14 protein-coding genes are annotated in these 21,467 nt (G+C 39.4%); all 14 read right to left on the reverse strand.

From position 1 onward, the window contains the following. Positions 1–117 precede the first annotated feature (117 nt). The 14 genes from K5G00_RS17190 to K5G00_RS17255 all read right to left on the reverse strand — a co-directional run bounded on the left by K5G00_RS17190 (position 118) and on the right by K5G00_RS17255 (position 21,464). Positions 118–2,280, reverse strand: coding sequence for a DUF5916 domain-containing protein (locus K5G00_RS17190; RefSeq protein WP_238767417.1), 2,163 nt, complete (start codon positions 2,278–2,280; stop codon positions 118–120). Between the two features lie 121 nt (positions 2,281–2,401). Further along, positions 2,402–3,796 carry a sulfatase gene (locus K5G00_RS17195; protein ID WP_238767418.1) on the reverse strand — a complete coding sequence of 465 codons (1,395 nt, stop codon included), beginning with the start codon at positions 3,794–3,796 and terminating at the stop codon, positions 2,402–2,404. 19 nt (positions 3,797–3,815) lie between these two features. Continuing rightward, a complete protein-coding gene (locus K5G00_RS17200) occupies positions 3,816–4,778 on the reverse strand; it encodes a glycerophosphodiester phosphodiesterase family protein (RefSeq protein ID WP_238767419.1) in 963 nt (320 codons plus the stop codon). A 15-nt stretch (positions 4,779–4,793) separates the two neighbouring features. Then, positions 4,794–6,221, reverse strand: a complete 1,428-nt coding sequence (locus tag K5G00_RS17205; RefSeq protein ID WP_238767420.1) for a sulfatase — start codon at positions 6,219–6,221, stop codon at positions 4,794–4,796. 70 nt (positions 6,222–6,291) lie between these two features. Continuing rightward, complete coding sequence (locus tag K5G00_RS17210; RefSeq protein ID WP_238767421.1) at positions 6,292–7,860, reverse strand: sulfatase family protein; 1,569 nt, start codon at positions 7,858–7,860, stop codon at positions 6,292–6,294. 82 nt (positions 7,861–7,942) lie between these two features. Continuing rightward, positions 7,943–9,115 (reverse strand): glycoside hydrolase family 27 protein, encoded by a 1,173-nt coding sequence (locus K5G00_RS17215; RefSeq protein WP_238767422.1) that lies wholly within the window; start codon positions 9,113–9,115, stop codon positions 7,943–7,945. A 102-nt stretch (positions 9,116–9,217) separates the two neighbouring features. Further along, positions 9,218–10,870, reverse strand: coding sequence for a RagB/SusD family nutrient uptake outer membrane protein (locus K5G00_RS17220; RefSeq protein ID WP_238767423.1), 1,653 nt, complete (start codon positions 10,868–10,870; stop codon positions 9,218–9,220). A 27-nt stretch (positions 10,871–10,897) separates the two neighbouring features. Next, a complete protein-coding gene (locus K5G00_RS17225) occupies positions 10,898–14,212 on the reverse strand; it encodes a TonB-dependent receptor (protein WP_238767424.1) in 3,315 nt (1,104 codons plus the stop codon). A gap of 179 nt (positions 14,213–14,391) precedes the next feature. Next, the gene (locus tag K5G00_RS17230) at positions 14,392–15,423 is read right to left on the reverse strand and encodes a FecR family protein (RefSeq protein ID WP_238767425.1); all 1,032 of its coding nucleotides are present in this window, start codon (positions 15,421–15,423) and stop codon (positions 14,392–14,394) included. 83 nt (positions 15,424–15,506) lie between these two features. After that, positions 15,507–16,073 carry an RNA polymerase sigma-70 factor gene (locus tag K5G00_RS17235; RefSeq protein ID WP_238767426.1) on the reverse strand — a complete coding sequence of 189 codons (567 nt, stop codon included), beginning with the start codon at positions 16,071–16,073 and terminating at the stop codon, positions 15,507–15,509. Between the two features lie 149 nt (positions 16,074–16,222). After that, complete coding sequence (locus K5G00_RS17240) at positions 16,223–17,554, reverse strand: TolC family protein (protein WP_238767427.1); 1,332 nt, start codon at positions 17,552–17,554, stop codon at positions 16,223–16,225. A 57-nt stretch (positions 17,555–17,611) separates the two neighbouring features. Continuing rightward, entirely contained in the window at positions 17,612–18,736 is a 1,125-nt protein-coding gene (locus K5G00_RS17245) for an efflux RND transporter periplasmic adaptor subunit (protein ID WP_238767428.1), read from the reverse strand. Positions 18,737–18,796: 60 nt separating this feature from the next. Further along, positions 18,797–20,092 carry an ABC transporter permease gene (locus tag K5G00_RS17250; RefSeq protein WP_238767429.1) on the reverse strand — a complete coding sequence of 432 codons (1,296 nt, stop codon included), beginning with the start codon at positions 20,090–20,092 and terminating at the stop codon, positions 18,797–18,799. A 109-nt stretch (positions 20,093–20,201) separates the two neighbouring features. Then, a complete protein-coding gene (locus tag K5G00_RS17255) occupies positions 20,202–21,464 on the reverse strand; it encodes an ABC transporter permease (protein ID WP_238767430.1) in 1,263 nt (420 codons plus the stop codon). Positions 21,465–21,467: the final 3 nt, after the last annotated feature.

Consider the following 21,467-nt stretch of genomic DNA (forward strand, 5'->3'; position numbering starts at 1 on the left):
ATATTTTTGAGAAGTGCAAAGATAATTGATTTTACGAATGTTTGAAACTATTATTCAAAGCGAATCCCGGTTTAACATTTTAGTAAAATCCCGGTTATTTACCTGTTTTTTGTACAGTTAGTTTAGCCAGTAGGTAATTTTTAAAACCAATGCCCGGTTTCGGGAATTCCAGCTACCTGGGATATAATTGTCGGTATAAACGATGTAAATATCAGAAACAGGTTGGTATCGCCACTGCAAACGCGAATTGATATTCATATTGTCAATCTGTTCGTTGTATTGCACAAATGTCGACCAGTATAGTTTTTCTGTAAACGTTACATCAATCTTTGGACCTACGAGCCAGAGCTTTGCATGCTCAAAGGGTTGCGGCAAATTTATATCGGTGTAATTAAAATTTAAGGACAGGTTTATGTAAGGTTGATATCTGTATCCAAATCGTCCGGAAATGTATTGGATATCCCCGTTGTAGAAAGTTCCTTTAGCCGCTTCTGCCGCCCAGTTAAACATGGTTTTTCGTGTAGAAGTATAACTTACTTTAGCATGTCCGAAGTTATACTCTGTTCCTGCAGGCAGATAATCTGCGGAGATATGCGTAGGATCAAAATCTCTTTGGAGTTTGATAAAAACGCTGTTGTATCCTATTTTAATGTTGGATCGATCCTGAAATTCAAATTGGTATGTGGCAGCATTTTCCTGGTCTATCCGGTTAAAATCCTGGTCGAAATAGAAATTTGTTTCCAGTGTAAGTCCGTGGCTCACAATTCGTTTGTTGGGAACAAACAAATATGTTATTTCGGGGCTGATGTGGTGATAGCCTGTGCGCGTAATATATCCCGTTTCAGCATTGAAATTTTCACCTACTGAGCGTTGGCCAATTATTGCCTGAATATTTTTTGTACTATAACTTAACAAGGCTCCCTGAGAATATTGATCTCCCGGATTGTCCGGTTGGAGAGACCGATGGTAATAGAACTTTCCTGACCAAATATTATTGGCACTTGCCAGGTTATAATCTACACCCACTACACGGTTAAACATTGATGTGTCAACAGGTTGATCGATGTATTCTTTATTTACAAAAATAACGCCGATATTTGAGCGTGCAAAGACTTTCTTTTGTATCGACGCTACTGTAAAATTTCTTGCCAGAAAATTACTTGTTTTCTGAGTGGTCATATTCATAAAACCAATTCGCCAGTCATTTCCAATCTTTCCGCTAAGTCTTGCACCGGCCAAAACAGGAGCATCCAGACCAATTCGTCTTGAGAAGAAAGGTGTTGCAGTTTTCGAGCCGAAGTCGGCAAAAAGGTCGCTGTTTTCCAGAAAGAATTGTCGTTTTTCTGGGAAATACAACTCAAACCTGTCAATATTGGTTACTTGTTCATCAACTTCAACTTGTGCAAAATCGGGATTGTAGGTTAAGTCAAGATTCATTGATGTTGAGAGACCGACTTTTGCATCAAAACCAAAATCTTTTTTCCAGACATTTCCTGTGCCGGCTTCGTAATCGTTTGAAAAGCTTCCAAACAGATAGGGAATTAAAGAGAACATGATTTTTGATTTTGGAAGTGGATCGGCAAATTTTAATACTCCAGCGTAAGCAAGACTCGAAGTGGGGAATTGTCGGGGAACCGGTGCCCATGCCGATTTTTCGTTGGTTTTCAAATCGAGACGGCTAAAATTGGCATTCCATACCTTTGTTCCCGAGGGATAACGAATGGACTTAAACGGGATTCTCATTTCACCAATCCATTTGTTTTCGTAGTGTTTTACTTTCGATTCCCATTTACAATCCCAGTTGAGGTTGCTGCCGGCACCTCCATGCATCACACCGTCCCATTTAGCTCCTGATGCCGAAAGGCCAAATGTGAATCCGGTTGTCTGGTCGAGAAATGTATCAAAAAAACCAAGGAAATTATCGTTGTTGTAAAAAGTAAAATCGCGCCGGAACGATTCCATAATACGTTTTCCCGGAATGGTATCGTAAAAAGTAAAAGCAAGATAAAATGCTTTATCGTCATATGTCATTATCACTTCTGATGGTTGAATGGCCAGTCCGGTATCGATGGGTAAAACGGCGTGAAAATCGTTTGCTTTTTCGGCTGTTAACCAGGCTGGCTCGTCAATTACTCCATCAATATTAATTGCTGATTGCGCTTTTTTTATATTTAATACAAAATCTTTATTGAATGTATTTAAAGTAGTATCTTTTTTTGACTGAGCGAAAAGATGAGTAAAACATGCCAGCAGCAAAACCGGCAACCACAGTTTTTTCATTGTTAGTTTTTATTTTAGCTGGTTAAAGAAAGCAAATATATTCAATTTGTCAGATAAACAAACAAAGAATGCAATGATTTGAAGAACAGGCTGATATTTTTGATATTAATGAAACATTATCCTAATTTTCAGGTTGAACCAGCTGGTATTTCTCATCATATAATTTTAATTGCCGGGCTTTCCATTGAGCTCCTTCCAGAAATACAGGGTGGGGTTGTACCACATCCCAGTCACCCAGCTTTTTTAACATCGATTTTGTTTGTTCCAGATGGTCTAAAGCTACATCGTTTTGCTCTGAAATATCTTTTGATAAATCAAAGAGCATGGGTAACCTGTCGGGCAGCCGTATCAGTTTCCAGTTTCCTTCGCGGATAGCAGCACTAATTGTAAAACGCCAATTAAACGAATTGTGAGGTTTTGTATTCATTTCGCCGGTTAAAAACGGAATTAGGTTCACTCCTTCCAATTTTATATCGCTTGTCACTCTACCTCCGGCCAGTTCAAAAAATGTGCGGGCGATATCGATTGAAATTACCGGATCGTTGAAGGTTTTACCAGCCGGAAGTTTTTCTTTCCATTTCATAATAAACGGCACATGAATTCCACCTTCAAGTAAAATTCCTTTTTGTCCGTTAAAAGGTGCGTTAACAGACGCGTTTTGGTCGCAAGGACCGCCATTATCACTTAGAAAAACGATTAATGTACTTTCTTCCAGTCCCTCCTTTTCAAGGGTTTTTATAATTCTGCCGACGTTTACATCAAGCCGGTGAACCATAGCACAATAAGTTCGGCGTTTTTTATCTTTTATGTGTTTGAATAACTCAAGATCTTCTTTGGTTGCCTGCATTGGCGCATGCGGGGCATTAAACGACGCAAACAAAAAAAATGGTTCGTTTTTATGACGTTTGATAAAATCGATACATTCGTCACCTTTGTCGTCGGTAATGTAGGTAATTGGCTGTGGTGTTTTATAGTTGCATTCAATGGGGCATTTATAACCATTGCCGTCGTTTTCGGCAACAAAGTAATCGTGGCCACCACCGGTGTAACCCCACATTTCATCAAAACCACGTTTTAAAGGATGAAAGTAAGGTTCCGCTCCCAAATGCCATTTCCCGATTAACCCGGTTACATAACCCTGTTTTTTTAATCTTGCGGCAATTGTTGTTTCGGTGAGTGGAAGACCGTTGTATTTTTCGTCAAATCCGGGTTGAACTTCTGCCAGATTATTGTCATGGCCAAAATGCACCTGGTTTCTGCCGGTTAATAATCCAGCTCTAGAAGGGCTGCAAACCGGTGCTGAAACATAACCGTTTGTAAAATTCACCCCATTCTCCGCCAATCTGTCGATGTTGGGAGTGTGAATTTGCTTGCTGCCATTCAGGCTCAAATCAGCAAAACCCAAATCGTCGGCAAGTATCAGAATAAAATTTGGCTTTTCTTTCACCTGAGCGATTGTATTCTCTGAAAAAGATAAGAAAGAAATCATGGACAGAAGTATAGAAATATGTTTCATAAAGAACAGTTTTTTGGGATTAATGTAAATATTTGTGTTTTGTACTTTCCTCTGTTGTAAGTGTAAGAATTTTGCTCAACTGAACAGGAATATCCGTCTCAAGCGCGTCAATTCCCAGTTTTAATAAATCTTCGTAATCTTTTTTGAGTGATTCTATATCTTTTACTTCTCCGTTTGAAATTAAAAGATCGAGATTGCGCGAGGTTCCCATGATACAAATTGCTCCACGTTTGTGGATCATGTCAATTACCTCTTTTTTTTCCGGTTGTTGATGCCCGACAAATGCAATAATATTACTCCACGGAATTTCAGTATTGTCAAATTCCAGGACTTTTTCCGGACTACCTATAAAAACCTGTATCATTATATTTTTATTCAGGTTATAACAGGTTTTGGCATCTTTGAAAGAGTATGCTGATATAATTGTATAAGCTTCGGCGTTATTTTTTTCGACTATCTCCAGCCGTTTTTCGATTGAAACATCTTTTTTATCCAAGAGTAAAATGGCTTTTCCCTTTGCCCATTGCAGGGCTTCATTTAGGGTTGGAATACCATAATCGGCAACATTGCCGTTGAGATCTTTTAGTTTTAGCCGGCTTAACTCGTCAAATGTAAAATCTGAAACTTTTCCTCTGCCGGTTGTAGTCCGTTCAAGGCTTGAATCATGCAATAATATAACAACGCTGTCTTTGGTATATCTCGGGTCAACTTCGAGAATGGAAGGCGTATGGTTTGCCGTATTCTCAAATGTTGCAATACAATTTTCAGGCATATTGTTTTCAGGGCCGCCTCTGTGGGCGCTAATCAAATGAAAGTTGTCTCCCTGGTAGCTCAAAAATTGTTGCAGCTCGTCAAATGTTTCCAGATGAATGTAGTTGTGCTTTGTATTTTGGGATTTTGCACCTGAATTCAAAAATATACTGAAAACACAAAGTATCAGAATGTGGATAAGTTTTAATCTGTTATTTGGTTTCTTTTGCATAAGAAAATCAACATTTTAGTTGCTCGCGAATTTGTATTCCGAATTTAACTCTTCGGGGACGGGTGCGTTTATCTCCTCCCGCCATTTTTTTAGCAGGTTTAACAATTCATCTCTTTTGGCAGGATTTGATTCCGCCAGATTATTTTTTTCACTGATATCATCTTCGAGATCATACAATTCAATGTCGTTGTTTTCAAAATACTGAATAAGTTTCCAGTTGCCCAAACGAATAGCAGATCCCGGGCGGGTGCGGAAGAGCGGATCCTGGGTTGTTGTATCGTTTTTGACATACGCTTCAAGATAAATTGGAAAATGCCAGAAGAGTGGTCGTTCTTCCGGCGTCTCGTTTTGGGTTAAAACAGGCAGGAGACTTTTCCCATCCAGGATTTTGTTTGTGGGTTTTTCAATCCCCGCAACGTCCAGGATTGTAGGATAAAAATCGAGGTTTGTTACCGGAGCATCGGATTTACTGCCCGGTTTTACTTTGCCAAACCAGCTCACAAATAGGGGTTCCCGGATTCCTCCTTCGTAGTAAGAACCTTTTCCTGAGCGCAACGGCCATTGTTTGGTAATTCCGTAGTGTCCTCCATTATCGGAAGTAAAAAGAATAAATGTATTTTTGAGTTTATCTGAATTTTTAAGTTCACCAATTAATCTCCCGATTTGAGCATCGATATTCTCAACCATTGTAGCATATTCCGCATTGTTTTGTCCGTTCCATTCCGCTTTGTTTTTATACTTGGGAAGTAATTCAGTAACAGGCTGAATCGGTGTGTGCACAGCATAAGATGCATAATACAGAAAGAAAGGTGTATCCGTGTTTTTTATGAATTTGAGGGTTTTATCCATTATTAAATCAGAAAGATAATAATCGTCCTTTGGTGCTTCCAGTGAAGGTACATTTTTATAGGGTGGATAGTAACTTCCCGGATTACCTGCATGGCTGCCACCAATATTTATATCAAACCCGAAGTTAATCGGATTGTCTGAAAGGTGCCATTTCCCGGCATGACAGGTTTTGTATCCGGCTTGTTGCAAAAGCCGGGGGAAGAGTAAATTGCCTTCCGGCATGTATTCGTTGTTAACGACCGGAATTAATTTTCGGTCGCTGCTTTTTCCTCTTTCCGAATTTGCAACGGTGTATATGCCGTGTCTTGGGGGCCACTGGCCGCTCATCATACAGGCGCGGCTGGGAGCACAGTTGGACGCTGAGGCATAGGCGTTTGTGAAAATCATTCCACTGGCTGCCAACGCGTCTATATTTGGGGTTTCATAGTATTCCGAGCCCATAAAACCTACATCACGCCAACCCATATCATCAATGTTTATTAAAATGATGTTGGGTTTTGGTTCAGACTTTTCCGGAGTTCTACTACAACTGAACAAAAAAAATGAAATCAGAAGGCTTGAGGTAAAATGAAATATTATTGTAAACGATCTCATTTTTATTGAAAACTTCTGATGGATATTGTTTTCACGGTGCGACTTAAAGTGGCGCACCGTGAATGGTATATCATTTTAGTTCCAGTTGTTGAATATTTTCAAAATCAGCTCCTCTGATTTGCTTAAATATTTCAACCATCTCTTGTAATTTCTCCGGGTTTTCTTTTGCCTGGTTTTTTTGCTCACCAATATCACTGGAAAGGTCGTACAATTGAAATTCGGATGAGTTACCCAACTCAATATTCACTGAATTGTTTTTTGCCGGGCCTTCATATGGCGGGATCATTACCCAGTTTCCTTTGCGTAGAGCTGTTCTGGAAGTAGCTTCCAAAACCAACTCTTCACGCCCTTTTTCAGATTTGCCCATAAACACATCAAGCAAATTTTTACTGTCTTCGGTTTTGTTATCGCTACCAACCAGTTCTGCCAGCGACGAAAAAATATCAATCTGGCTTACCATCGCGTCTGAAACGCCGGGTGTAACTTTACCATTCCAGTATACAACAAACGGAACTCTTGTTCCAGCTTCAAACAAACTGTATTTGCCTCCACGCAGAGGTCCCCATGGAGTATGATCTCCTAATTTCTCAACTGCATCATCATAATAACCGTCATTCAGAACCGGGCCGTTGTCGCTTGAAAAAATAATAAGTGTGTTATCCAGAATTCCTTCGCTCTGAAGTGTTTGGATAAATTCACCAATACACCAGTCGGCTTCCACAATTGCATCTCCTCGTGGCCCCATACCCGATAAACCAACAAATCTTTCGTTCGGAGTTCTTGGTACATGAGGTTGCTGAAGTGCGTAATAAAGAAAAAACGGACCATCTTTATGTTGCTGAACGTATTGTTTTGCTTTTTCAAGAAAAGTATCGGCCATATCTTCATCAATCCATTTCGCTTTTTCACCGCCTTTCATAAAACCGATTCTTGGAATTCCGTTTACTATGCTGTTGTTGTGACCATGATGCCATTTCATTTTGAGAAGTTCCGGGTTATCTTTACCTGTGGGTTCTCCTTCAAAGTTTTTTTGGTAGTTAACCTGAATTGGATCGTCTTGCTCCAGTCCAACCACATTACCATCTTTAATATATACCGTTGGAACCCTGTCTTGTGTGGCAGCCATTATATATGAGTAGTCAAAGCCAACCTGGTTGGGTCCGGGAGCAATGGTTTCGTTCCAATCTACATTCCCACTTCCTAAACCCAAATGCCATTTCCCCACAACTCCTGTGTAATAGCCTTTTTCTTTTAGCATTTTCGGAATTGTTAATTGTTCAGTGCCAATGAGAAGAGGAGCTGTTCCGGGAAGAATTTTTGCATTTTCATTTCTCCAGGGATATTGTCCGGTTAACAGTGCATACCTGCTGGGGCTGCAGGTTGCTGATGAGGCATAACCGGTGGTAAACCGCACTCCGCCGTTCGCCAGTTTATCCATGTTAGGTGTGTGAATCTCAGTTGCGCCATAAGCGCCAACATCTCCATATCCAAGATCATCCATATAAATAATGACGATATTCGGTAATTTTTCCGGTTCGTTTTGTTCTTTTTTAGAACTATTCTGACAACCGAAAACACCAAGTGTCAGTATAATGATAAAAATTGAAAACACTTTATTGGATTTGGTTCTGACTCTCATTTTCATTTGAAATTTTGTTTAAAATAAGTTTAATTTAAGTCTCTCGGATACGATTCAAGTGAGCAAGTTTATAATTTTTTTGTTAACCAACAAGAAGGAATACGCCTGACAGGGGATGAACTTCTTTTGAAATTGATTTTGATTCTTTTCCCAAACTTTTTCCATTGTATATGTCAAGAACTTTTACTTTACCGTTTAACCCCAGTTTTTCAAGAGATATTTCAATTTTCCCGGTTTTTTCCGCATCACGATTAAGTAAAAGAACGGCTTTTTTTCCATTATTTAGCTTTTTCACCCAAACTTCTGTATTCCCTTCTTTTTGAATTCGCCGGCCTTGCTCTGTCGGATCCTGATTAACTGCAATGGCAATTTCGTTTGTGATTATCTCTTTTTCTTCCGGTGTCATATTTCGGGGATCGTTTCCAAGTATTAACGGAGAAGACATAATACACCACAGAGCAAAGTGTACTTTTTGTTCATCAATTGTTAATCCTTGTTCTCCTGTAGCCAACATATCGGGGTCATTCCAGTAGCCATTTCCGGCAAATTGAGCTGATTCATTATTTGTTTCTGAAACACCCATCACGCTTAACGGAATACCATCAAAAACAGCTCCTTTTGAAACACGGGCTTTGATGTCGCCGGTAGTCCGGGCCATCTGACCAACCTCGGGATACCAATCGCGCCACGTATAAGCACTGATACTTAAAACAATGTCTCTACCTGATTTTTCCAGAAGATTTTGCCACTTCTCATAGGTTTGTTCCAAAAGTTCTTCGTTCCATCCATCAGCATGTTTACATTTGTCGAGTTTGATAAAGTCTAAACCCCAGTCAACAAATTGTTGGATTTGAACTTCTTCATTTCCAAAACCTCCCACTGCATCGCCTCCACAGTCGTGTGTGCCTGGAACAGTGTGCAGTCCAAATTTTAATCCTCTTGAATGGGCATAATCGGCTAAAACTTTTATTCCGTGTGGAAACCTGTCAGGATTAGGTAAAAGCTCACCCTTTTCGGTAAGTTTTACATCTCTCCATCCGCCATCGATTACAAAATACTCGTAGCCTGCATCCAATAAACCTTCTTCAACAACGGCATCGATACATTCTCTGATAACATCTTCGTTGATGCCATATTTACCAAACCAGTTCCAACTGTTCCATCCCATAGGGGGAGTTGGTGCAAGCAATTTTTCATTCTGTGAAAATGCCTGATGACTCAAAATGATAAGAATAAAAAAAACGATTTTTTTCATGATAATATTTCAAAAAAAAGCAGTCATTTTAGTCTGTGATTTTCAGGTTTATTGGTTTAGGCTATCCCTTTTCTCTCTGACTAAAATGACTGCGTTAAAAGATTAATCTAATAGTCCCGGGTTGATATTGGTTTCAGATTCGGGGATTGGCCAAACTTCGTCTTCTCCAATTCTGAATGCTTTATTATCTACCCACCATCTGTTATGTCCGGTAGGATCTTCTACTGACCCTGTATTTTCGGCATCGGGAAATGAAGCTCCCCAAAAATCACCTTGCATGGTTTCGCCTAGTATGCCCCAGCGAAGGAGATCCCAGTAACGAATTCCCTCAAGTGCCAGTTCGATTCTTCTTTCTTTTCTGAGCATCGGGCGAAGCAGCTCCGGATTTGTTTCTGTAATTGGCGGCATTTGAACCGATTCCCGGCCACGGGTTTGGTTAATGGTCATATCCAGTAAATTCTGAGTAATTGGGGTTCCTGCCTCAAGTTCTGCTTCGAGATAGCTTAGTAAAACTTCAGCATAACGAATAATAGGAAGATTACCTCCATAACCGGAACCTAAATCTCCCGAGAAATTCTCATCAAAAAATTTACGGAGTCCGTAACCTGTTCTTGTAGCCTGTTTTGAATAGGTTAACTGGTCAACTGAAGAATTATGGTCGGGATGACAATCGTAAACATTTCCTCCAAAAATACAACCGTCGTAAAGGAAAGTAGCGGCAAAACGAGGATCACGATTTTCGGCCATATTATGCGAATTGAAACGTGGATCATCATAAGAGAACGTGGTTCCGTCGGTAAAGTCGTATTGGCTGGCCAAACTCTCTAACGGGTTTACAATGTGCCATCCACCTTTGTTCGCAGGGAGTGCATGTTGCGTTAAAGCATTGCCGGCTAATCCTTCATAATACTGAACGCTAAAAATATTTTCAGCACTGGTTTCATTTGTTGTGTTAAAAATACTTGCATAGTCCGGATCAATAATATTATCGCCAAAATCGATTATTTGCTTGTATGTTGTGGCTGCATCAGAATATCTACCTTCTGAAAGGTATATTCTTCCTAAAAATGCTAATGCTGCTTGTTTGGAAGCTCTTCCAAATTCAGAAGCTGCCATGTCTTTATACCGGGGAAGATCTACAGCAGCTTCGCTAAACTCGGTAATTACAAAATTTACAATTTCAGATTTCGGGTTTTTTGTCACGGTGTTTGCTTCGTCAGGTGTTAATGTACTTTTTACCAGTGGGACGGAACCCCAAAACTGAGAAAGGTAAAAATACTGGCATGCACGGATAAATCTGGCTTCAGCAATCATCCTGTTTTTTGTTGTTTCGTCCATTTCGACACGACCTATATTTTCCAGGAAATCGTTGGCTATGGCAATTCGGATATATGAGCCTTGCCAGTAGGTTCTGATAACAGCGTTATTTGCCAATAATGTTCCGTTGGTTAAACGGTTTTGATTGGCGTTTTTACCCCTTCTGTCAAAAGCATTGTCTGTTGCATGTTCAAAAAATACCAGTCCGCAATAGGTCCACCAGTCGCTTGGGTTTACCTGGGTCCCATAGTTTATATTTCCTCTGTAAACACCTGTCAGCCCAATCATGGCATTGGCTTCATTTGTCCAAAAATTCTCCTTGTCAAACTGGTTCTTGGGATATTGTTCCAACTCATCGCTGCATGAGCTTATTCCTAGAAGTAAAGAAATAAGTAAAATGCTCGTAAGTGTATTTTTAATTCTATTATATGTTTTCATTGTTATGATTTTTCGAAGTTTAATGAATTAAAATTTAACATTTACTCCTAAAGTAAAAGTGGCCAGAATGGGATAGTAACTACCATTGGTATTAATTTCCGGGTCCCAGCCCTGACGGTACTTGTTAAATGAAAAAAGATTTTCTGCACTACCATAAATTCTTAGATTACCTATGCGAGATGATTCAAGAATACGAGCAGGTAATGTATATCCAACCTGGAGGTTTTTTACTCGCAAGTAGGAGGCATCAATAGTCCAGAAATCGGAAAGAACGGTATTGGGAGTACCACTGTTGCTAACAATTTCCAATCTTGGGTATTCCGGATGCCGAACCGGATTCTCCGGGTCGAAGCGACCGTCAATCTGCCATTGTTGAATGGTTCCTAAATTGTTAAATGCATACCCTACATAGCCATCTAAACGTCCTTTAACTCCGGCAACTCCTTGCAGGAACGCAGTAAAATCGAATTGTTTATACTGTGCAGAGAGGTTGAAAGAGAAAGTATATTTTGGAATTCTGGAACCAATAAAGGTTCTGTCATAGGTCGCATCAACAACACCATCCGGTACACCATCCGGGCCACTAATATCTTTGTAACGAATGTCTCCGGGTTCCGGATTTGGTGTAACTTTTGATTGGTCAGCCCAGTCCGTAATATCTTCTTCTGAAATAAATACACCATCAGACTTGTATCCGTAATACATTTGCATCGGATATCCGATAAAAAGATCGCTGCCGTTTCCAATCATTCCGTTGGGTTGCTCAACATTTCCTAAGCCAAGGGTTGCAACTTCGTTGTTTATTATCGAGAGATTTGAGTTTATTTGGTAACTAAAGTCTCCAACAGTATTCATATGGCCCAATTCAAACTCCCACCCTGTATTTTTTACTTCACCAGTGTTGGTTTCGCTAATTCCAACACCTAAGATTGAACTTACGCTTGATGATGGTTGGTAAAGAATGTCATAAGTGAATCGATCAAAATATGTTAAATTGAAGGTAAGCTTATTATCAAAAAAGCCTGATTCAAAGCCGAAATCTTTTGTCTCGGTCGTTTCCCAGTGTATCGTTGGATCTTTATATGTTCTGTAAGCTGCGCCATTCGCAATCCCTGTTCCAAACGGATAATTTCTTCCGGTTACGAGGGTTGACTGGTAAGGATAGTTTCCAATATTTTGGTTTCCAAGAATACCCCATGAGGCTTTCAGTTTCAGGTTCGAGACCCATGGCGCAGCTTCTTTAAAGAAACTTTCTTCAGTAACGCGCCAGCCGGCGGCTAATGATGGGAATGTCCCGTATTTTTGATTTTCAGGGAAACGGGAAGAACCATCGTGACGTACCGTGGCTTCAAACAAATACTTGTGATTGTAATGATATTTTAATCGCCCGAATAACGATTGAATGGCCCATTCAATATCATTCCCATAAACCTCCTGATTGTCTACTCCACCCATACTCATAACCGTATAGTCGTTACTTGGGAAATTAATTCTGGTTCCGTTGAAGTTTTCAGTCTTCTCGTCTTCGAAGGAATATCCAGCCAGGGCTTTAATATAATGTCCGTTAATTTCTTTTGAATATTCAGCAAAAAATTGCATAGTTTTGAATACCACGTTGTTTTTATATTGGTTAAGTGTTGCCAACGGTAGAGTTAAAGAGGGATTTAGTACTTGTGAGGCCCGATAATGACGGCCTTCCCCCAGTGTAAAGTTGTAACCACCTACAGCCGAGACGACCAAATCTTTGTATGGTGTCCAGTCAAGACGTGAATTTACACTTGCTTTAGTTGTAGGTCGGTTGTAATACCCTTTTGAAGCCAGCCATGATACAGGTGTACCTGCACTTTCGGGACCTCCTCCAAAATCGCCATTTGATGCCTGGCCAAGATAAACAGCAGGATACCGTACAGCTACAACTACTATTCCTTCCATTTCAGAAGGAGTTCTGTTGGCTGTAGTTGTTGGTTCATTGGCTTCCTCAAGAGAGCCGGCAACTCGAGTAGTAAGTTTTAAGGTTGGAGCCAACTCACTTTCAAGATTGAATCTGAAATTATACCTTTTATAGTAGTTATTTTCTACGAGTCCTTTTTCATCTAAATATCCCACAGAAAGGAAATACTGGTTTGATTTCTGTCCTCCTGTAATGGAAATATCATGCCCGGTTTGTACTCCATCTCTTGAAAAAGTTTCTTTCAGAAAATTTGTATTTGGATAATTGTCGGGGTCACTTTGCGATTTGTATTTTGCGATATCCTCGGCAGAATAAGTCTCGGTTCCGTTGGCAATATTAAACATCTCTGCGTATTCCCATGACGTAGCTAAATCAGGAAATTCAGTAGCTTTCGAAACACCATAATATCCGTTGTAGCTAACGCTGATTTTTCCTTCCTTTCCTTTTTTTGTTGTGATAAGGATTACTCCGTTGGCAGAGCGTGCACCATAAATGGCCGCTGATGACGCATCTTTCAAAACTGAAATCGATTCAATATCATTGGGGTTGATTTCATTCATTGAGCCAGGTATTCCATCAACCAGTATAAGCGGATTAGGTGTTGCACCAAAGGAGCCTTCCCCACGGATTCTTATTGTTCCATCGTTAAAACCCGGTTTCCCGGAACGCTGAATAACCGTTACCCCCGACATTTGCCCTGTAATGGCATTGGACAAGCTTGATATCGGACGGTTTTCCAGGCTTTCAGAAGTGACCTGAGAAACAGAGCCAATTACATTTACTCTTCGTTCTGTACCATAACCAATAGCAACCACCTCTTCAATACCAATTGAACTCACCTGCAAGGTAACGTTGATAGCTGTTTGGTTCTCAACTACTATTTCCTGGGCTTCCATACCCACAAAAGAAAACACCAGAGTAGCTCCCTGTGGTACGTTGTTTAAAGAATACACCCCATCGGCATTTGTTACGGTTCCCTGAGTTGTTCCTTTAACCATTACTGTAACACCGGGAAGAGGCATGTTTGAGTTGTCTGTCACTTTCCCGCTGATTTCTTTTTCCTGGCGAACATTTCCTTTTGAGTTGGCATTGCCTGCAGAAAGTACGATTTGTCGGTCTACGATAGTGTACTTAATGTTTGTCTCTTCAAAAAGAATGTCTAGAACTTCATCAATCTTTTTGTTTTTAAGATTAATGCTTACTTCACGGTCGACCTTTACAATTTTACTGTTGTACAGAAAATAGAACTCAGATTGGTCCTCAATGTTGGAAAGTACCTCCTGTACCGTAGTATTTTCCATGTTAAGGTTTAGTTTTGTTACCTGAGAATAGCCGTTTAAAGCCAAACTCTGTACGGTTGCAAGTAGCAGGACAAAAAAAGTAAGCCTCATACTTCTAAATGTTTTGCTGACCCAAAGATTTTTTAAATCAGGCCAATGGTTACCACAAATTTTTTTCATAAGTTTACTTTGCTTTAGAATTAATAATTTTAAATGTTGCCTTTTCTTTCGGCCAAGAGAGAGAAGACAAAAATGTAAAGGGAGGCAGGCCAATGCTTCCCTTTGTTCTTTTATTTTTGAATTATTTCAATTTCCATTTTGCTAAAAGTTTGATCATTTTTCTTATGTCTTTTAATGATTTTATATTCAATCGGGGCAGATATTTTTAATAAATCGAGAATTTGATTTAACGATTCATCTTCGAATGTTCCGGTGTAAACATAGTCTGTTAAGTCGTTGCCTGTTAGCTTGATGTCTACATTAAACCAATGGTTCAATCTTTTAACAACCTGCGGCATCGGATCATTCCTAAACATTAAAATGCCATCCTTCCAGGATATGTATTTGTCTACATCCACATTTTCAATGGAAATCCGATCCTGACTGACGATATAGTTTGCTTTTTCTCCCGGTTTTAAGCGAATAATATTTTCTTTGGATTTACCGTATTTCCCCGAAAACAAATTTATACTTCCTGAAACCAGAACAATTTCAGTTAAATTTTCATTGGAATAGTTGGACGCTTTAAATTGAGTTCCTGTTACCTCAATGTTAATTTTCCCGGTATTGACAATAAATGGTTTCTTTTTGTTTTCAGCAACCTCAAAATACGCTTCTCCATGTAATGTTACGTTACGCAAATTGCCGCTAAAGGTAGCCGGAAAACTAAGGCTCGTTTTTGAATTGAGATAAACTTTTGTACCATCAGGAAGGATATATTCTGAACGCATTCCTGCCGGTGAGGTTACTGTAAATAACCGGTCGTCTTTTACCGCTGAAATGTCTTGCTTTTTGAGGGCAAAATATAATGTCGAGATTATTAACGGAAGAATCAGAATTGCAGCAATTTTTTGAATGATTGTGAGAATGTTTTTGTTTTGCCGCTCTATTTTTGCATTTACTTGTTGCAATGCCTTTTCAGAATCGTACTTTTTCATGGTTTGGAGTAGTGTAATTCCTTGCCAGGCTTTCTCCGATTCTTTAAATATTTTTTGATTCTTGTCAGAAGATTCTTTCCAGACTTCTACCTTTAATTTGTCTTTTTCGGATAAATTTCCGTCGAAATATAAAGGCAGTATTTCTTCTATTTCAGACTTGTTCATTCAGCTTACATTAAAGGGTATATACCCTCGGTTTTGAAAATTAGACGCTTCAGCGATCAAATACACATACGTAATTTTCAAATTTATTTTAAAAGAAAGTATATCAGGAAAATAGGAAGGAATGGTTTTAGTTTGCAGCGTAAACTTTTTAGAGCATTACTAATCTGAAGTTCAACGGTTCGTTTCGAGATTTCAAGTTTATCCGCGATTTCCTGGTTTTTTAACCCTTCAAAACGACTTAACACAAAAATTTCTCTGCAGCGGGGGGGGAGCTTTTGTAAACAATCCTCGATAACCCGGGTTAACTCCGATTCGGCAAACCAATAAGTTGATAGATTTTCAGCAAGATCTGTTGAGTTTGCAAGTACATTTATTTTTTTTGCCTTCGTTTTTTCGCGTTTTATAAAATCTAAGGAACGGTTTTTAACAGAGGTAAAAAGATAATTTTTTAGCGAGGACGAAATTATAAATTGTTCATTTTTTGTCCAGAGCGTTACAAATAAATCCTGAACGATGTCTTCTGCAGCTTCCTCATTACCTGTTATTTTCTCGGAAAAAGCACACAAGCCACTATAGTAGTAATGAAAAATAAAATCGAAAACAATTTTATTTTGAGACTTGATTCCATTTATGAGAAAAGATTCATCCAAGGCATTAGGTTTAGCCGGCAAAAATAGCGATTTATGTTTTTAAAAAAACATGTTATAAATCAAAAAGCCCTGACGACATACGTCAGGGCACAAAAAACAATGTTCAAGCATGATAGTCTGGAGAAGTGTTTCTCCGCCATCTAATAAGGTTACAATTCAATTGGAATTCCGTTATAAAAGTCAAGTATTTTTGTTCTGAAGATATATTCGTATCTGGCCTGTAGCAATTCCGACTGAGCTACGGTCAGGTTATTTTTGCTTTGATTATATTCAACCGAGTTTACCATTCCGACATTAAATTTTTCTTCGGTGTATCTGAAAGCTTCTTCCGTTGATTTCACCGCTTTTTCACTGGAAACATAGCGGTTTAATGCAGCTAATGCGTTGGTATAAGCCTGCTCAATATCTTTTCTTAATACGTTTCTGGCCGATTGTAAACGGTATTCATAATCGGCAACCTGTAGTTTGGCATTTGAGATACCGTTTTTTATCTGGAATTTATTAAAAATCGGGATACTAAGATTTAATCCCATACCATACCTGCTGTTTGATTTTAACTGATCATCAAAGGATTTCTGCGGCAGATCCGAGTTCATAATCTCATAATACTGATTGTTGTAATTAAGCCCCAGACTCAGTGAAGGATATCGGTTGCCTTTTGCGATTTCAAGTTGTTTGCGGGCACTTTCCACCCGCAGTTGCGATGCTTTAATTTCAGGCCTTACGTTAATGGCATTCTTAAAAACATCGTAGGAGTTTGCCATGGTAACATTGGCTTTAATTTCAGGTAATTTGGGAACTTCGACCTTGAAACTTTCCGATATGGGAAGTTCCAGTAACTGATAAAGTGTAAGGTAGGCCAGTTGAACGCTGTTCTCACGGTTTACCAAAGTTAATTCTTCTTGTGCCAGTTGTGCTTCAATTTCGAGCAATGCACCGCGGGCCAGACTTCCAGCATCAACCAATTGTTGTGTGCGATTAATTTGTTGCTGAGTAACTTCAATTTGGGCGTTGGAAACCTCTACCAGTTCTTCAGCAAAAAGAATCTCCAGATATGAGGCAGCAATATTCAGAACTAAATCATCTTTTGCTTTTTCAAAGTCCTGCATTGTTGCCTGAAAATCCAGTTCATACTGGTCGATGGTATTTTGAAGCGTTAGTCCATTAAACAGTGTAAGGTTTGATGATAAATATCCGTTTAACTGAGTTGAGTTTACGCTTTCATAAACATTATCGGCATTTAATGAACGCCCAAAGCTGTAGTTGTTTGATAAATTTGCGTTGAGGTTGGGAAGACGGTCTGATTTTGCCTGACTAACCTGGTTCTGGTAATACTGGTTATTTAATTTTTGTTGTTGTATCTGGATGTTGTTTTCCAGAGCGTAGTCGATACATTTTTGCAACGACCATGAGCTTTGTGCAAAAGTTGTTGTCGAAAAATTTAATAATAGTCCTAAAAATAAGGCAAAAAGATTCTTCATTTTATTTTGTTTTTTGTTTAAAAGCGAATTTACATAAAGCCAAATTAAAACCCTAAATTAACCTTGAGAGGAGTCGTTTTCTTTGAGCTTTTTAGGGTCTATTTTTTCACCTTTTACTTTGTCTTCAGGTTTTAAACCTTCAGTAATTTCAATATTTATACCATCAGATAATCCGGTTTGTACGAACCGTTTTTCAAAATGCTGTTCTTCTCCTGTTTGAATTTCAACATACGACGAGTCATCTTCGAACATCAACATTCCTTCAGGGATAACCAAAACATTGTCTTTTCTGTCGAGAACAATGTTGGCATTTGCACTGTATCCCGCCCTGATAAACTGTCCTTCTTTTAGGTGAACGTCAGCTTTAATTTCAAACTGGATGGCGCCATTTTCCTCTATTCCTTTGGGTGAAATATATTCTAAAACGGCCTCAAATTTTTCTTTGTCAATCGCTCCTATTTCCAACTCAATGGGCATTCCTTCTTTAATTTTACCAACTTCAGTTTCGTCAACTTTTCCTTCAAAAATAATGTCGCTCATGTCGGCAACTGATGCGATGGTTGTCCCGTCGTTAAAGGTGTTGGCCTGAATAACAGAGTTCCCAACCTCAACCGGAACATCCAGCACCATACCATCAATAGTTGAACGCACCAAAGTATTAGTAGCACTTTGTGCCTTTTTTGTTACACCGTTTTTAATTAATTCGAGGTTATTTTCTGCAGCCGACATTTCCTCTTTTGCCGAATCGTAGCCTACTTTTGAGTTTTTGAATTCTTCGTAAGAGATAACATTCTTGTCAAAAAGCTTCTGCTGGCGATCGTAATCAACCTGAGCATCTTCAAAATTTATTTTTGCTCTGTTTAAGCGTGTTTCTGCTGCGTTTAAGGTCACCATGTCAGGAATAATCTTAATCCGGGCAATGGTTTGGCCTTTTTGAATACGATCTCCTGCTTCTACAAAAAGTTCATCAATAATTCCAGAAACCTGTGGTTTGATTTCAATTTCTTTCCGTGGTACAACAGAACCTGTTGCAACAGTTTTCATAATTACGTCGCTTATAAATGGATTTTTAGTCTCAAAAACTTCCGGTTTCTTTTTTGATTTGTTATACAGGAAAAATAGTGTTCCGCCAAATGCCGCAACTAAAATTACTATTCCTAAAATTCTAAATACCTTTTTCATGACTTTTTGCTTTTTGTTTTCTGTTATTATTTATTTTCAGTTTTTATCCTTAATGCTTTTCTAGATTCCTTCGTCGCGAAGTGCATCAATGGTTTTTATTTTTACGGCACGTCGTGCGGGAATTAACCCTGCACCAATTCCGGCAAAAACAAGTACGGTTAGTGCTGAAACAGCCATTTTAAAACTAACTTCCGGACGGCGAAAGAAAATTTCATCTCCTCCTGAGTCAAGAGCCATATTTAAAAGCTCAAGAATTCCAACACCAAGTGCAAGACCGATATAACCGGCGATTACTGTGAGAAAAACACTTTCGGCAACAATATGCATAATTACTTTGCCGGGTGTTGCACCAATAGCCCGCTGAATTCCGATTTCCTGTGTGCGTTCTTTGATAATTACCAACATTATGTTGCTAACTCCGATAATTCCCGCAAATAAAGTTCCTGTTCCAACAATCCAGGTTAGGATTTGTATCCCGTTAAATAGCCCCATGTATTTAATCCACTCCACTTCGATATTGAACGAGCCGATTGCCTGAACGTCGTCGGGCGCAATATGGTGTCTTTCCTTTAGAAGTTCTTTTAACCGCATTTCAACTTTGCTCACAGGAACTCCGGGAGTAGAGGTAATGGAAAAAAAGTGAACAACATCGCCGTAATTGTAGGTTTGTTGCATCGTGGTAAAAGGAATCATAATATTTTCCTCTTTTCGGTTTCCATTAAAATTGACGCGTGTCTCGGGATGAACGACTCCGACAACCTGATAATATACACCATTAATTTTCAGGTATTCTCCAATCGGATCTTCGTTTTTGTCAAACATTACTTCAACAACCCGTTCTCCAATAATACAGACTTTTCTTTTTTGCAAGATGTCAATTTGATTTAACATTCTTCCTTTTAAAACAGTCCATGAGTCGATTTCAAAAAATTCCGGGTAATCACCCGATATATTAAAAGCGCCGGTTTTTTTCCCGCGAATGGTATTATCGCCGCTATTTGAATTTGAGCCAAAGAGTTTTGGAGCCAGGTATTCAATGTCGTTAACATTTGCTTTGATATACTCAATATCTGTATTTTTATAATTCCATCTTCTTCCACGCTGAAATCCTTCGTATGGTTTGCTTGTCGGTTCTGTCCAGAAGAAGGCAGAATTTGAAGCAAATGCCTTGATTCCATCCATTACACCATTTTCCAATGCCTTTCCGGCTCCCGACATAATAATCAGCATGAAGATTCCCCAGAATACACCAAAAGCTGTCATAAAACTTCGCATCCGGTTTTTTTTCAGGGCGCTTAATATTTCCTTCCAAAGGTCTAAATCAAACATGGTAAAGCCTCCCCCTTTCCCCTCCAAAAGAGGGGTGATTATTTGATTCGATAATTATAGTTGTTTTCATTTTATTTTAGTTTAGCCTTTCCCATAGCCCTCTCCTCTGGGGAGGGTTTGGGAGGGGCCTTCTTTTCTATTCGTCGCGTAAAGCTTCAATCGGTTTAATCCTGGAGGCACGTTTTGCAGGTATAAAACCAGCAAGCGTCCCGGCAAAAACCAGTAACATCGTTGCTGCCATGGCTACATTCAGGTTCACAGTCGGATTGCGGAACAAGGTGTCCCCATTTCCTCCGTTGGTAGCAGCCGAGGCTGCATATTGCTGTTCAACAAAAAAGTTTACTCCCTCCATTAATCCGGTTCCCAAAACAAGCCCGATATAACCGGCAATGGTGGTGATCAGAATTGACTCCAGCAAAATAAGTCCGACAACTGAAGCCGGACTGGCTCCAATGGCTTTTCGGATTCCAATCTCTTTGGTTCGCTCTTTTACAACTATCAGCATAATGTTACTCACGCCAACTACTCCAGCTATCAGCGTCCCAATCCCAATAATCCAGATAAATATTTTAATGGCCTGGAATATTTTCATGGTTTCGATAACGTCCTCCAGTTTATTGTAGGAGCCTAATGCTGATTCGTCGGTGGAATCAAACTTATGTTTACGAGCCAGTCTCTCTCTTACACGGGTTTCTATGACCTGGCTTTCTTCAATGGTTTTTGCGTCGACGGTTAATGCAAAATTGTGTAGGCGGTTAGACCCGTTAAAAACTTTTTGCCCCGTTGATACAGGAATATAAGCATTCCGGTGACGGGTACCTCCACCTTCCATGCAAATTCCCACTACTTTAAAAGGGATATTGTTAATACGAACATATTCTCCGATGGCTTCTTTATCTTTAAAAAGTGCATCGTAAATATCTTTTCCCAGAACGACTGATTTACGGGTTTGTTTTAAATCTACTTCATTGACAAACCGTCCTTTTATAATTTCGATTGATTCAACTTCTTTTAGATCGGGATGGCAGGTGATGGCAGTGTATTCGCCATATTCATTTCCATACGAAAATGTATTCCCGCCGATATAATACCGGCCTGAGGTGTATTCAATTCCAGGTAAATCTTTTATTATATCGTAGTCGTTATTGGTAAGCCTGATTTGCCTTCCCTCTTTCATCCCCTGATAAGGAATACTGGTTTTTCCGCTCCATAGCCACATGGCATTGATCGCGTCGCGTTTGAAATTCTCAGAAACCCCGTTGCTCAGCCCGTTTCCGGCGCCCAGCAAAATCATAAGCATAAAAATCCCCCAGGCAACACTAAAGCCAGTGAGGAAAGTTCTCATTTTATTTTTTTTGATGGTGGAAAGTATCTCCTGCCATTTGTCGATATCAAACATTCT

It is taken from the genome of Maribellus maritimus, from assembly GCF_022267315.1.
Lineage (GTDB): Bacteria > Bacteroidota > Bacteroidia > Bacteroidales > Prolixibacteraceae > Draconibacterium > Draconibacterium maritimum.

Bases quoted from the DNA above. Each gene is read 5' to 3' on its own strand.
- K5G00_RS17245 (WP_238767428.1), bottom strand. From the start codon at position 18,736: ATGAAAAAGGTATTTAGAATTTTAGGAATAGTAATTTTAGTTGCGGCA.
- K5G00_RS17195 (WP_238767418.1), bottom strand. From the start codon at position 3,796: ATGAAACATATTTCTATACTTCTGTCCATGATTTCTTTCTTATCTTTT.
- K5G00_RS17240 (WP_238767427.1), bottom strand. From the start codon at position 17,554: ATGAAGAATCTTTTTGCCTTATTTTTAGGACTATTATTAAATTTTTCG.
- K5G00_RS17200 (WP_238767419.1), bottom strand. From the start codon at position 4,778: ATGCAAAAGAAACCAAATAACAGATTAAAACTTATCCACATTCTGATA.
- K5G00_RS17220 (WP_238767423.1), bottom strand. From the start codon at position 10,870: ATGAAAACATATAATAGAATTAAAAATACACTTACGAGCATTTTACTT.
- K5G00_RS17210 (WP_238767421.1), bottom strand. From the start codon at position 7,860: ATGAGAGTCAGAACCAAATCCAATAAAGTGTTTTCAATTTTTATCATT.
- K5G00_RS17225 (WP_238767424.1), bottom strand. From the start codon at position 14,212: ATGAGGCTTACTTTTTTTGTCCTGCTACTTGCAACCGTACAGAGTTTG.
- K5G00_RS17205 (WP_238767420.1), bottom strand. From the start codon at position 6,221: ATGAGATCGTTTACAATAATATTTCATTTTACCTCAAGCCTTCTGATT.
- K5G00_RS17255 (WP_238767430.1), bottom strand. From the start codon at position 21,464: ATGTTTGATATCGACAAATGGCAGGAGATACTTTCCACCATCAAAAAA.
- K5G00_RS17230 (WP_238767425.1), bottom strand. From the start codon at position 15,423: ATGAACAAGTCTGAAATAGAAGAAATACTGCCTTTATATTTCGACGGA.
- K5G00_RS17190 (WP_238767417.1), bottom strand. From the start codon at position 2,280: ATGAAAAAACTGTGGTTGCCGGTTTTGCTGCTGGCATGTTTTACTCAT.
- K5G00_RS17215 (WP_238767422.1), bottom strand. From the start codon at position 9,115: ATGAAAAAAATCGTTTTTTTTATTCTTATCATTTTGAGTCATCAGGCA.